9 protein-coding genes are annotated in these 13,621 nt (G+C 73.9%); 1 reads left to right on the top strand and 8 read right to left on the bottom strand.

Annotated elements, in window-relative coordinates; genetic code table 11:
* The 7 genes from tmk to bldG all read right to left on the bottom strand — a co-directional run.
* Positions 1-2,567 (bottom strand): dTMP kinase (gene tmk, locus BU198_RS37170; protein ID WP_188301207.1); only part of this gene is annotated, 2,567 nt, incomplete at its 3' end.
* A gap of 158 nt (positions 2,568-2,725) precedes the next feature.
* A complete protein-coding gene (gene topA, locus BU198_RS37165; RefSeq protein ID WP_188299950.1) occupies positions 2,726-5,602 on the bottom strand; it encodes a type I DNA topoisomerase in 2,877 nt (958 codons plus the stop codon).
* Between the two features lie 357 nt (positions 5,603-5,959).
* Positions 5,960-6,418, bottom strand: a complete 459-nt coding sequence (locus tag BU198_RS37160; RefSeq protein ID WP_188299951.1) for a DUF3592 domain-containing protein — start codon at positions 6,416-6,418, stop codon at positions 5,960-5,962.
* 200 nt (positions 6,419-6,618) lie between these two features.
* Positions 6,619-8,151 carry a methyltransferase gene (locus BU198_RS37155; protein ID WP_188299952.1) on the bottom strand — a complete coding sequence of 511 codons (1,533 nt, stop codon included), beginning with the start codon at positions 8,149-8,151 and terminating at the stop codon, positions 6,619-6,621.
* 322 nt (positions 8,152-8,473) lie between these two features.
* Complete coding sequence (locus tag BU198_RS37150; protein WP_188301206.1) at positions 8,474-9,199, bottom strand: hypothetical protein; 726 nt, start codon at positions 9,197-9,199, stop codon at positions 8,474-8,476.
* Positions 9,200-9,641: 442 nt separating this feature from the next.
* Positions 9,642-10,061 carry an ATP-binding protein gene (locus BU198_RS37145; protein ID WP_188301205.1) on the bottom strand — a complete coding sequence of 140 codons (420 nt, stop codon included), beginning with the start codon at positions 10,059-10,061 and terminating at the stop codon, positions 9,642-9,644.
* Positions 10,062-10,221: 160 nt separating this feature from the next.
* A complete protein-coding gene (gene bldG, locus BU198_RS37140) occupies positions 10,222-10,563 on the bottom strand; it encodes an anti-sigma factor antagonist BldG (RefSeq protein WP_188301204.1) in 342 nt (113 codons plus the stop codon).
* A 222-nt stretch (positions 10,564-10,785) separates the two neighbouring features.
* Between bldG and BU198_RS37135 the strand changes: the two genes are divergently transcribed.
* Positions 10,786-13,206 carry a DEAD/DEAH box helicase gene (locus BU198_RS37135; protein WP_188301203.1) on the top strand — a complete coding sequence of 807 codons (2,421 nt, stop codon included), beginning with the start codon at positions 10,786-10,788 and terminating at the stop codon, positions 13,204-13,206.
* On the opposite strand, the gene BU198_RS37130 is transcribed toward BU198_RS37135, so the two are convergent.
* Complete coding sequence (locus BU198_RS37130; protein WP_188301202.1) at positions 13,201-13,512, bottom strand: hypothetical protein; 312 nt, start codon at positions 13,510-13,512, stop codon at positions 13,201-13,203. The two genes, BU198_RS37135 and BU198_RS37130, sit on opposite strands and share 6 nt — an antisense overlap.
* Positions 13,513-13,621 lie beyond the last annotated feature (109 nt).

The following is a 13,621-nucleotide window of genomic DNA, read 5'->3' as shown; positions in this document are numbered from 1 at the left end:
GCCTGGGCGGCCGCCTCGTCCGCGATCCGCTTGCGCTCCGCGGCCTCCGCCGCCAGCCTGGCCTCCTCCGCCGCGCGGAGCTTGGCCTCTTCCTCGGCGCGGCGCCTGGCCTCCTCCTCCGCCCGGCGGCGCGCCTCCTCCTCGGCCTTGCGCCGGGCCTCGGCGGCGGCCCGCTCGGCCTCCTCCTCGGCCAGCCGCTCCTTCTCCGCCTGCTCGGCCCGCAGCTGCGCGAGCACCTCCTGCCGCTTGCGCTCGGCGGCCTCCTCCTCGGCCTTCTTGCGGGCCGCTTCGGCGGCGCGGCGCTCGGCCTCCTCCTTGGCCAGCCGCTCCTGCTCGGCGCGGGCAGCCCGCTCCTGCTCGGAGAGCGGCAGCTCGCGGTCGAGCCGGTGCCGGATGGCGGTGGTGACGAAGCCGGGGGCCTGGCTGCCGTCCACGACCAGGTAGCGCTCCGGGTCTGCGGCGGCGAGGGCGAGGAAGCCCGCCCGGACCCGCTGGTGGAACTCGGTGGGCTCGGACTCCAGCCGGTCCAGCGCCTCGGTGAAGCGCTCCCGGGCCCTGGTCGGATCGACGTCCAGGACGACGGTCAGGTCGGGCAGCAGTCCGCCGGTGGCCCAGCGGGAGATCCGGGCGACCTCGGTCGCGGCCAGGTCGCGCCCGGCGCCCTGGTAGGCGATGGAGGAGTCCATGTACCGGTCGGTGATCACCACGGCGCCGCGGGCGAGGGCGGGACGGATGACGTTCTCGACGTGCTCGGCACGGTCGGCGGCGTAGATCAGCGCCTCGGCCCGGTGCGACAGGCCGGTGTTGCCGACGTCCAGGACCAGGCCGCGCAGCCGCTGGCCGACCGGGCTGCCGCCGGGCTCGCGGGTGAGCACCACCTCGTGCCCCTTGCCGCGGATCCACTCGGCGAGCGCCTGGGCCTGGGTCGACTTGCCGGCGCCGTCGCCGCCCTCCAGGGCGATGAAGAAGCCGGTGCCCGTGCCGCGATGCGGCACCGGGCCGCCCGGGCCGCGCACCGCGTCGACCAGGTCCCGGACGAACGGCGAGGTGCCGCGCCGGTCGTCGGTGCGCAGCAGCACGACGGCGGCGAGCACCAGCGTGAGCAGTCCTGAGGTGACGACGGCCAGGGCCGCGCCGCCGTGGATGAAGGTGAAGGAACCGGGCTCGACGGTGCCGTACTCGACGTCCCCGTACCCGGCGGCGATCAGCGGGACGGCGACCAGCGCGGCGGCGACCACGACCCGCAGCACCGCGAACAGGTGCTCGGTGACCTTCGGCAGCCGGGCCTCCTCGACCTCCTGGGCGAGCAGGGTGCGCCCGGCCGAGACGACGATCCCGGCGGCCAGCGCGGCCAGCACGGTGAGCAGCAGGACCAGCACGAAGTCCAGCACCAGCCCGGCCAGGATCAGCGCGACGCCCTGGGTGAGCAGCGCCAGCGCGAGCAGCCGGCGACGGGACAGCGAGGGCAGCGTGGCCCTGGTGAGCCGGGCGCCCAGGGCCGGCGCCCCGGCGGCGGCGAGCACCAGCAGGCCGAAGCCGATCGGCCCGGCGCGGTGCTCGGCGGCGGTGAGCAGCGCGAGCGCGGCGACGCCCGCCATCGCGGCGTAGCCGGCCGCGACGGCGAAGGTGAAGTACGGGGCGCTGCCGGTGCGGCCCTTGCTCAGCGCGGGGCCGGGGGCGGCGTCGGTCGGGGCGCGCAGGCCCTGGAGCGGAGAGACCGGGGCGACCTTCACCGGCCCGCCGGGCAGCTGCTGGAAGTAGCCGCGGACCGCCGAGGCGGCGAACAGCCCGGCCGCGCCGAGCGCCGCGAAGGTGAGCTGGTGAGAGCGCAGCCAGTCGGAGCCGAGCGCCGCGCCGATGTTGTTGAGCAGGGTGAGGATCACCAGGCCGACGGCGCCGAGCGGCACGGTCACCCAGCCGGTGAAGCGGTCGATGCCCCGGACGCTCTCCAGGTTGGCGGCGGCGGGACGCTGCTCGGCGGCCGGCAGGTACGGATCGGCCGACGGCAGCAGGCCGGGAACGGCGGCCGTCTTGGTGATCTCCCAGACCCGTTCGGCGGCGCCGGTCACGAACACGGTGGCGAGCAGGGCGTAGGTGGCGGCCCCCGAGGGCTTCGCCGCGGAACCCAGCCAGACGCTCCACCAGGGCGCGAGGCCGATCAGCAGGGCGCGCAGCACGTCGGCACCGAACAGCGTCCAGCGCCGGTCCAGCCGGCCGGCGACCAGTTGGTGCACCGGACCGAGCAGCGCGACCCCGACCAGCCCGGTGGCCAGCACCCGGACGGCGAGGACCGCGGCGAGGGCGAAGGCGAGGCTGCGCGGCAGGCTGCCGAACCGGTCGCCCTGCGCGGCGGCGATCACGGTGAGCGCGAGCAGCACCAGCAGGCCGAGCCGGTCGGCGGTGCCGCCGATCAGCTGGGTGGTCCACAGGCGCCGGTAGGGGCGTGTCCGCAGCAGCGCCCTGGCCCGGTCCGCCGGCGTGCCGGCGGGCGAGACCTCGGGCAGGTCGGACGCCCGGGCTCTGGCGGCCGGGGCGGCGCTGGGGTTGGGCTGCTCCTCGCTCGTCATACGGTCAGCGTAGCGGGCTGGGGTTGGCCGGATTGAGGCGAACGGGCTTCCGGATCGCGCTCATCACCGGGTTGTGACGTTCCCCGCACACCCCCGACGGACTTCGGGCCCGCGCCCCCGGGGATCGGGGGCACGGGCCCGTCGGCGATGACCTGGGATCAGCCCTCGTCGGTCGCCGTCGTCTTGCTCGCGGCGGTCTTCTTGGCCGCCGTCTTCTTGGCCGCCGCCGTCTTGGTGGTGGTGGTCTTCTTGGCGGCGGTCTTCTTCGCGGCCGCGGTCTTGGTCGCCGCGGTCTTGGTGGTGGTGGTGGTGGTCTTCTTGGCCGCGGCCTTCTTCGCCGGGGCCTTCTTCGCCACCTTCTTCACCGGTCCGCGCGCCCGCTTCTCGGCGAGCAGCTCGTAGCCGCGCTCCGGCGTGATCGTCTCGACCTCGTCGTCCTTGCGCAGCGTGGCGTTGGTCTCGCCGTCGGTCACGTACGGGCCGAAGCGGCCGTCCTTGACCACCACGGGACGTTCGCTGACCGGGTCGTTGCCCAGCTCCTTGAGCGGCGGGGCGGCGGCGGCCCGGCCGCGCTGCTTGGGCTGGGCGTAGATCGCCAGCGCCTCGTCGAGGGTGATCGTGAAGAGCTGGTCCTCGCTGGTGAGCGAACGGGAGTCGGTGCCGCGCTTGAGGTACGGGCCGTAGCGGCCGTTCTGCGCGGTGATCTCCGCGCCCTCGGCGTCGGCGCCGACCACCCGCGGCAGCGAGAGCAGCCGCAGCGCGTCCTCCAGCGTGACGGTGTCCAGCGACATGGTCTTGAACAGCGAGGCGGTACGCGGCTTGACCGCGTTCTTGCCGGTCTTCGGCGTGCCCTCGGGCAGGATCTCGGTCACGTACGGGCCGTAGCGGCCGTCCTTGGCGACCAGCATGTTGCCGCTGACCGGGTCGGGGCCGAGTTCGAAGTCACCGCTGGGCTTGGCCAGCAGTTCCTCCGCCAGCTCGACGGTCAGCTCGTCCGGCGGCAGCTCGTCCGGGATGTCGGCACGCTGACCGGGCTCGCCCTCGACGGTCGAGGCGCGCTCGACGTACGGGCCGTAGCGGCCGACCCGCAGGGTGATGTCGTCGCTGACCTTGAACGAGCTGATCTCCCGGGCGTCGATCGCGCCGAGGTCGGTGACCAGCTCCTTCAGACCGCCCAGGTGGTCGCCGTCGCCGTTGCCGGCCTCGGCGGCGCCGCCCGCGACGTGGCCCTCGCCCTCGCCGAAGTAGAAGCGCTTCAGCCACGGCACGGACTTCGCCTCACCGGCGGCGATCCGGTCGAGGTCGTCCTCCATCTTGGCGGTGAAGTCGTAGTCGACCAGCCGGCCGAAGTGCTTCTCCAGCAGGTTGACCACGGCGAAGGAGAGGAAGGACGGGACGAGTGCCGTCCCCTTCTTGAAGACGTAGCGGCGCTGGATGATCGTGTCGATGATCGACGCGTAGGTGGAGGGGCGGCCGATCTCCCGGTCCTCCAGCTCCTTGACCAGCGAGGCCTCGGTGTAGCGGGCCGGCGGCTTGGTGGCGTGGCCCTCCGGGGTGATCCGCTCGGCGGCCAGCGGGTCGCCCTGGGCGACCTGCGGCAGCCGGCGCTCGCGGTCGTCGAGCTCCGCGTTCGGGTCGTCGGCGCCCTCGACGTAGGCCTTGAGGAAGCCGTGGAAGGTGATGATCTTGCCGGAGGCCGAGAACTCCACGTCCCGGCCGTCGGCGGAGGTGCCGCCGACCTTGACGGTGACGGACTGGCCGACCGCGTCCTTCATCTGGGAGGCGACGGTGCGCATCCAGATCAGCTCGTACAGCTTGAAGTCGTCGCCGGTCAGACCGGTCTCGGCGGGGGTGCGGAAGCGGTCGCCGGACGGGCGGACGGCCTCGTGCGCCTCCTGCGCGTTCTTGACCTTGCTCGCGTAGGTGCGCGGGGCGGCCGGCAGGTAGTCGGCGCCGTACAGCTGGGTGACCTGGGCCCGGGCAGCGGTGATCGCGGTGTCCGACAGGGTGGTGGAGTCGGTACGCATATAGGTGATGAAGCCGTTCTCGTACAGCTTCTGGGCCACCTGCATGGTCCGCTTGGCACCGAAGCCCAGCTTGCGGCTGGCCTCCTGCTGGAGCGTGGTGGTGCGGAACGGCGCGTACGGCGAGCGGCGGTAGGGCTTGGACTCGACGCTGCGGACGCCGAACGCCGTCTGCTCCAGGGCGGCGGCCAGCTGACGGACCGCCTGCTCGTCCAGGTGCAGGGTGTTGGCGCTGCCCGCCTTCAGGCGGCCGTCGGAGCCGAAGTCACGGCCACTGGCGATCCGCTTGCCGTCGACGGAGAACAGCCGGGCACCGAAGGTCTCCGGGCTGGCGGCGTCGGCCGCGGTCCTGCCGGTGCCGAAGGTCCCGACCAGGTCCCAGTACGAGGCGGTGCGGAAGGCCATCCGCTCGCGCTCCCGCTCGACCACCAGGCGGGTGGCGACGGACTGCACGCGGCCCGCCGACAGCTTCGGCATGACCTTCTTCCACAGCACCGGCGAGACCTCGAAGCCGTAGAGGCGGTCGAGGATCCGGCGGGTCTCCTGGGCGTCGACCAGGCGCTGGTTGAGCTCGCGCGGGTTGGCCACGGCCTCCTGGATCGCCGACTTGGTGATCTCGTGGAACACCATCCGGTGCACCGGCACCTTGGGCTTGAGCACCTGCTGGAGGTGCCACGCGATGGCCTCGCCCTCGCGGTCCTCATCGGTGGCGAGGAAGAGCTCGTCGGACTCCGCGAGCAGCGACTTCAGCTTGCTGACCTGGGACTTCTTGTCCGCGTTGACCACGTAGATGGGCGCGAAGTCGTGGTCGACGTCGACCCCGAGACGGCGCACCTCGCCCGTGTACTTCTCCGGCACCTCGGCCGCGGTGCTGGGCAGGTCGCGGATGTGCCCGACGCTCGCCTCGACGATGTAGCCGGGGCCCAGGTAGCCCTTGATCGTCTTCGCCTTGGCCGGCGACTCGACAATGACGAGTCGCTGTCCGTGCGCGGTCTCGCTGCTCGGGGACACCTTCGCTCTTCTCTCCCGGTCCTTATGTGGCTGGTCGGCGCCGGCAGCACGGGCTGCGCTCCGCCCGACCCCTCCACCGTCCCAGGGCTGTCGCGGCACGACACCCCCACCAGCGGAGTGTGACCGTACCCCGGCCACCCTTGTCAAACGGACGGATCCCGCTTTTTCACTTGCCGGGCTCACCGACGCCACTCGAACGGTAACCCGATGACGGAGGTTCGTGCCCCGCGGAGGGGGGCCTTCGACAGGTTCCGGAGGATGGAATGACGGATTTCGAGATCTGTCAACGGAAAATCGACGGGTGGGCACAGGATGGCGCGATTTCCGCCGACGGCACGTCCCCGCGGGTCGTGGGGCTCAGCCGCCGGCCGCGGCCAGGAGGCCGGCGCCCGCCGCCAGACAGCCCGCGCCCAGGACGCTCCACAGCAGGTCGACGAGGGCCGCCCGGCTGATCTCCCCGGCCGCCAGCACCACCCGGCTCGGGCGCTGGGGGTCGTAACAGATCCGCACCGAGGCGCCTGGCGCGAAACGATCCGGACGGCGCAGCGGGGTGTGTCCGCGCGGGCGGGCGACCACGAGGCCCGCGATCCCGCACGCGCCGGTGCCGCCCACCGCGGGCGGCACCGAGAAGGAGAGCAGCGGCGCGCTGTCCAGCCGGCCGTGCACGTCGTCCTCGGCGATGACGGTGGCCACCGCCGACAGTCCCCGGCGGCGCACTCGCAGGCGCAGGCGCACTTCGGCGGCGCACCAGAGCAGCAGCACGCCACCGAAGAAGGCGAGCACCAGCCCGCCCACCATCGCCGTCGTCGTGTCCACCCCTGGCCCCCGGCTCCTCAGCTCTGTCCACAGCCTGTGGACAGAGCTTCACAGCGGAGGGCCAACGGGAGGCGGCCGCCCGGCGGCGGTGGGACGAATCAGGGGGTACGGGCGAATGAACCGGACCCGCCGGGGCCGACCTGGTTCTCGGTTGGCCGGTTCGCAGTCGGCCGGTTGGCCGGTTCTCGGCAGGCCGGCTCTCAGCGGACCGGGTCGATGAACCCCTGCTCGGTCAGCAGCCGCAGCGACTCCGGCACCCGGTCCCGCAGGACCACCCGGTCCTCGCCGAGCAGTTGGGCGATGGCGTCCACGATCTCGCCCGCCGACAGCGTCCCGTCGCAGACCCCGACGAAGCCCGCGCCCACCGTGTCCACCTTGGTGGCCCGCCGCATGCCGCGGTTGTGGCGCAGGACCACGTGCTCCGGGTCCTCCGCCCCCGGCGCGCCGAGCTGCTCCTGGACCACCTCGTCGGCCAGCACGTAACGGGCCGCGAGCAGGCCCGCGTCGTCGTTCGAGCGCAGGAAGTCCTGCCGGTCGAACCAGGCCTCGATGTGCGGGCCGAGCGGCTGCTCCACCGGGTGCGGCCACTCCTCCACCCGGACAGTCGGATGCTCGGCGCCACTCGCCCGCAGGGTGATCCAGCCCATGCCGATGCCCTCGACCCGGCCCGCCTCGAAGGCGTCCAGCCACTCGCCGTACCGGGCCTGGTAGTCGCCGCCGGGGCCGCGGTGGTCACCGCCGTCGCGCAGCCACAACTCCGCGTACTGGGCCACGTCCTGGACCTCGCGCTGGACGATCCAGGCGTCCAGCCCGGTGCCCGCGACCCAGCCGGCCAGCCGCTCGTGCCAGTCCTCGCCCCTGACGTGCTGCCAGTTGGCGAGCAACTGGCAGTAGCCACCGGGCTCCAGGTGATCGGCGGCCGAACGGACCAGGCTGCGGCACAGGTCGTCACCGGCCATGCCGCCGTCGCGGTAGGTGAACCGGCCGGCCGGCGAGATGACGAACGGCGGGTTGGAGACGATCAGGTCGAACTTCCGTTCCCCGACCGGCTCGAAGAGGCTTCCGGCGGACGCCTCCACGTTGTCGAAACCGGACAGCGCCACCGTCAGCTCGCTGAAACGCAGCGCGCGCGGGTTGAGGTCGGTGGCGGTGACGGACCCGGCGTGCCGAGCCGCGTGCAGCGCCTGCACCCCGGAGCCCGAACCGAGGTCCAGCGCGGCCCGGACGGGACGGCGCACGGTGATGTTGGCCAGCGTGGTGGAGGCACCGCCGACGCCCAGCACCAGGTCCTTGCGGGCCACCCCGTGCGCGGTCTCGCCGGAGCCGATGCCACCCGCGCCACCCACCGCGCAGCCCAGGTCGGAGACCACCCAGGCATCCGAACTGGGCATCCCGGCCACCTCGTTGGCGTACGGCCGGACGTCGACGGTGGCGCGCACCAGATCGCCGTCGGAACGCAGCCAGCCGTCCGCCAGGCAGTCCTCCACCGGCAGCGCGGCGGCGGCCGCCCGGTACGGGACCGGCTGCTGGAGCAGGAACAGCCGCACCAGCGTCTCCAGCGGGCTGCCACCGCGGGTCGCCCGCAGTGCCGGGACCGCCTCGCTGCGGGCCAACGCCGAATAGCCGGTGGGCCCGAGCAGGTCCAGGCACCCGTCGGCGGTGAACGAGGCGGCGAGCAGCGCCTCGCGGAACTTGGCGAGGCGGGTCGGGTCGAGAACGGGGCTACTGATCACCCCGCCATTGTCCCCCGCCGACCGGCCCCCGGCTGCCGCTGCGCCCCGCACTCACCGGGCGGAAGCCTTCACCACCCCGCGCGCCCCCGGACGCCTCCACGCGCCGTCCAGGCGCGGGCGCCGAGTCATTCGCGAGGGCTTCGACGAGGGCTTCGACGAGGGCTTGTCGGGGTGCCTCGCGGGCCCTCCCGGCCGAGGCGGGCCTTCCCGGACAACGCGCAGCCCGGCCCTGACGCCGCCATCGGTCTTGGCCGACGGCGGCGTCAGGGCCGGGCTCACGGGATCGTGCGCGGTCCCCCCGGATTCGTGCGGTCCGCCCGGCTCAGCTCGTGCTGGGAGCGGGGCTCTCCGGGGTGGCGGGCGGGGCGGCCGGGGCGGTGGTCGCGCCGGCGCCGTCGGTCGCGCCGGGCGCGGGTGTGGAGGCCGGGGCGCCCGGGGTGTCGGTGGCGCCGGCGGCCGGGGCGCTTGTCGCGCCGCCGGTCGGGGCCGTGGTCGGGGCGGTGGTCGGGGACGGCTTGCAGCCCTCCTGCTTGGCCATCGCCGCGCCGAGGTCGCCGTGCTGGAGCTTGCTCTGCGCCTGAGTGGAGAGCGAGGCCAGCTGCTGCACCTGGTCGGCGACGCTGCGCAGCCCGTCGGCGAACTTCGCCTGATCGTTGTTGGGCAGCGCGTCCAGCTTCTTCTGGACCTCCACGTAGCCGTCGGCCGCCTTCTTCAGCTCGTCGACGGTGTCCTTCTGGAGGGTCGCGCCGTCCTTCACCTTCGGCGCCCCGGCCCCGTCGATGGCGGAGGCTATGTCCTGATTGGTCTTGGCCAGCCGCCCGATGTCCGTGGAGAGCCGCTTCTGGAGGTCGGCAGGAGCCTCGCCGGTCTTCACCTGGCCGGTGTCGGCGAGCGCGGTCTGCGCCTGGGCGATCGGGTCCTTGGCCGCGCCGCAGACGGTCGACGCCCAGGACTCCAGCTGCTTGCTGTTGTCGTCGCCGCCGCAGCCGACGGCACCGAACGCGAGCAGCACGCCGAGGGCGGGTACGGCCAGCAGTCGCTTGTTCACCGGGAGAGGCCTTTCGGTTTCGGTCGTCATCGGTCGTCGAACCTACACGGCCGGTGCCCGTTCCCCGCTTCCCGGTTCCTGCCTCCGCTGTCCGCCCCCTCACAGCTGACCCGCCGGCCGTACCGCCGCCGTGCTGCGTCGCTGCCGCCCCGGCTCGGCGGCCCGGTTCGGCGGCCCGGCAGCGCGCTACGGCTTGGCCATGGCCGGGCCGTGGGCCGGCCGACCGGCCGCAGGATGCGGAGCCGCGTGCCCGCCCGCCTGTGCGACGAGGGGCCGATCGGCGGGCGGTCCGGCCGGCAATCAGCCCTGTGCGGCAATCGGACCGCTCGCGCCGGAAGCGGCGAAGGGCCTGGGCCGACAAGCCGGAATCGACAATGCGCCCACGCACGACCGGGGGCAGGACTCCCTGCCCCCGGTCGTGCGTGGAAGTGCAAGCGGCGTCTCAGACCGCGACGGAGGCGACCGAAACCGGCCAACTCATCCGGATCAGGCCACCATCGGCGCCGCTGGTGACCTCCAGGTCCTCGACCAGGCCGGTGATCACGGCGAGGCCCAGGGTGTCCTCGTCCGGCTCGCCGCCCTCGGCGGCACCCGAGGCCGGGACGGCGGCAGGGCCGGCCTCGTCCTCGACCTCGATGAGGAAACGCTTCTCCTGGTCGGTCAGCGCGACCCGGACCGTGCCGCCGATGCCACCGCGCTGGTGCAGTCCGACCGCACGGGAGCACGCCTCGCCGACCGCGAGCCGTACCTCGTCGAGCACCGACTCGTCGACCCCGGCCCGTCTGGCGACGGCCGCGGCGACCAACCGAGCCGTCCGCACGTGCTCGGGAAGCGCGCTGAATCGAAGTTCGACGGTTGCCATCTCTCCCCCTCGGGGTGCTCCGACCGGGGCCGGAGGTCCGGCCCCTGCGGGCCGGCGGAACCGGCCCTGATGCGCCCGGGGAAGCACCGGGCCACACGGGCCCGGGCACCCGGAACGCGAGGAACGGGCAGGGCCGACCACACGGGCCGGCCCGGCCGCGTCAGTCGGTCGCGGCGACCGCGTCGTCCACCGAGGTGTGAATCGGGAAGACCTTGGTCAGGCCGGTGATGCGGAAGATCTTCAGGATGCGCTCCTGGTTGCAGACGAGGCGCAGCGAGCCCTCGTGAGCGCGCACCCGCTTCAGACCGCCCACCAGCACACCGAGGCCGGTCGAGTCGAGGAAGTCAACGCCTTCCATGTCGACGACGAGGTGGTACTTGCCGTCGTTGACGAGCTCGACCAGCTGCTCCCGCAGCTTCGGGGCGGTGTACACATCGATCTCGCCGCCAACCTCGACGACCGTACGATCGCCGACTGAACGGGTCGACAGGGACAGGTCCACGGAACCTCCAGCACCTTGCCTTGCTACGTCATGTGCGATCCTCGGCCGGACGGCCGCCACCGCATGGTCGCGAGCCCGGGCGCGCCCAGCCAACGCGTGGCAAGCCTCAGCGCTGCGACCCACGGCCATACGGCCGTCACCGCCACATTCAACCACCTGCGACCATGCCCGCACGATGGCTTACGACGATTCTCCGTCACGCCGGTGACACACTGGGTCCCCATGCCGCCCCGACACAGCCCGCCCGAGGCACTGCTCACGACCCTGGCCACCAGCCGGGGGCGGTCCGACCGGCTCACCCATACGGAGCACCTTCCCGCCCGACCTGCACGTTATTCACCGTGGCCCGACTCGATCCGTCCCGAGGTCGTGGCCGCGGCGCTCAGCGCCGGTGTGGAACAGCCGTGGGCGCACCAGGCAGAAGCGATGAACCTGGCCAAAAGCGGCCAGACTGTGGTGATCGCCACAGGCACCGCCTCGGGCAAGTCGCTGGGATACCTGGCCCCGGTGCTCAGCGATCTGCTGGACGGCACCGAGGCCCGCAACGGCCGTGGCGCCACCGCGCTCTACCTGGCCCCGACCAAGGCACTCGCCGCCGACCAGCGCCGTCGGGCCGCCGAACTCGCCCCGCCGCGGGTCCGCGCCGCCCTGTACGACGGGGACACCCCGCCCGAGGAGCGCGAGTGGGTCCGCCAGTACGCCTCCTACGTGCTCACCAACCCGGACATGCTGCACCGGGGCATCCTGCCCGGCCACGCCCGTTGGTCCTCCTTCCTGAAGGCACTGCGCTACGTGGTCGTCGACGAGTGCCACAGCTACCGGGGCGTGTTCGGCTCGCACGTCGCCCAGGTGCTGCGACGGCTGCGCCGCGTCTGCGCCCGTTACGGTTCGTCACCCGCCTTCCTGCTGGCCTCCGCGACCACCGCCGACCCGGCCGCGACCGCCCGGCGTCTGACCGGCCTGCCCGCCGTGGCCGTCACCGAGGACGCCTCGCCGCGCGGACCGATGGTCTTCGGCCTCTGGGAGCCGCCGCTGACCGAGAACGTCGGCGAGCACGGCGCGCCCGTGCGCCGTACCGCGACCGCCGAGGCCGCGCACCTGCTGACCGACCTGGTCGAGCGGGAGACCCGCACCGTGGTCTTCGTCCGCTCCCGCCGTGCCGCCGAGCTCGTCGCGCTCCAGACCCAGGACCAGCTCGGCCGCCCGCTCGCCGGACGGGTGGCCGCCTACCGCGGCGGCTACCTCGCCGACGAACGCCGGGCCCTGGAGCGCGACTTGCACTCCGGCCGGCTGCTCGGCCTCGCTTCCACCTCCGCTCTCGAACTCGGCGTCGACATCTCCGGCCTCGACGCCGTCCTGATGGCCGGCTACCCCGGTACCCGGGCCTCGCTCTGGCAGCAGGCCGGCCGGGCCGGGCGGGAGGCCCAGGGCGCGCTGGCCGTCCTGATCGCCCGGGACGACCCGCTGGACACCTACCTGGTGCACCACCCGGAGGCGCTGTTCGCGGCCCCCGTCGAGGCCACCGTGCTCGACCCCGACAACCCGCACGTGCTCGCCCCGCACCTGTGCGCGGCCGCCGCCGAACTCCCCCTCACCGAGGACGATCTGGAACTCTTCGGGCCCTCCACCGCGCCACTGCTGCCGGTCCTGGAGCGACGTGGCCTACTGCGCCGGCGCAGCGACGGCTCCTGGTACTGGACCCGTCGCGAACGGGCGGCCGACGCGGTGGACCTGCGCGGCAGCGGCGGTAACCCGGTCCAGATCGTCGAGGCCGACACCGGTCGGCTGCTGGGCACGGTGGACGCCGCGGCCGCGCACACCACCGTCCACACCGGCGCCGTCCACCTGCACCAGGGCCGCACCTACCTGGTCCGGGAGTTCGACCTGGAGAACTCCGTCGCCCTGGTCGAACCGGCCGACCCGCCGTACACCACGGCCGCCCGTGACATCACCTCCATCTCCGTCCTCGACACCGACACCACCGTGGACTGGGGCGAGGGCCGGCTCAGCTTCGGCTCGGTGGAGGTGGTCAACCAGGTGGTCGGCTACCTCCGCAAGCGGATCTCCACCGGGGAGATCATGGGCGAGACCAAGCTCGACCTGCCGCCCCGCACGCTGCGCACCCGCGCGGTCTGGTGGACCGTCACCGAGGACCAGCTGCTCGACGCGGACATCCCGCCCGACCAGCTACCCGGCGCCGCCCACGCCGCCGAGCACGCCTCGATCGGCCTGCTGCCGCTGTTCGCCACCTGCGACCGGTGGGACATCGGCGGCGTCTCCGTCCCGTTGCACCCGGACACGGGCCTGCCGACCGTCTTCGTCTACGACGGCCACCCGGGCGGGGCCGGCTTCGCCGAGCGCGGCTTCCAGCGGGCGGTCCAGTGGCTGACGGCCACCCGGACGGCGATCGCCTCCTGCGAGTGCGAGCGCGGCTGCCCGTCCTGCGTCCAGTCACCCAAGTGCGGCAACGGGAACGACCCGCTGGACAAGGCCGCGGCCGTCCGGCTCCTGGACGTCCTGCTGGCCGGCGCGCCCGAAGCCACGGACGAGCCGGACGAGCCGGGCCGCTCGGACGGGCCTGAAGGACCTGAGGGGCCAGGGGCGGCCGCGGGGCCGGACGGTGGAGCACCGGTCGGTTCATGAGGCCACCGCCCCACTGCTCGGCTCGCCGTTCCGTGCCCTGTCCTGGACACCGCCCGGCGGGTCGCCACCCCGCCGGTCAGCCGGGACGTCCTCGGGGTCGGTGACCGGGGCCCGTACCGGACCGGCCCTGGCCCTCGCCCGCGCCGGGCCGACCGGTAGGCGCGCCGGAAGCCCGCGGACCCCGACCTCGGCCACCACCTCGACCGCGTCCGCCGACCGGTCCACCGCGCAGGACACCAGCCCGGCACCCTGTGCGGCGGCGATCCCGGCGGCCCGGGCGCAGCCGCCGTCCGGGTCCAGCAGCAACCGGCCCGCCCCGGCGGGGGCGGCGGGGGGGGGGGGCGGGGGCGGGGGGGGGGCGGGTGGGGCAAGGGGGGGGGGGGGGGGGGGGGCGGGGGGGGGCGGGGGGGGGGGG

It is taken from the genome of Streptomyces sp. CBMA156 (genome assembly GCF_014596515.1).
In the GTDB taxonomy this organism is placed as follows: domain Bacteria; phylum Actinomycetota; class Actinomycetes; order Streptomycetales; family Streptomycetaceae; genus Kitasatospora.
The sequence above is the reverse complement of the archived record's forward strand: the minus strand, read 5'-3'. Positions and strand labels throughout refer to the sequence as shown.

What these genes read in the sequence shown, in the direction of transcription:
- BU198_RS37145 (WP_188301205.1), bottom strand. Translation starts at nt 10,061, where the DNA reads ATGGCAACCGTCGAACTTCGATTCAGCGCGCTTCCCGAGCACGTGCGG.
- BU198_RS37135 (WP_188301203.1), top strand. Translation starts at nt 10,786, where the DNA reads ATGCCGCCCCGACACAGCCCGCCCGAGGCACTGCTCACGACCCTGGCC.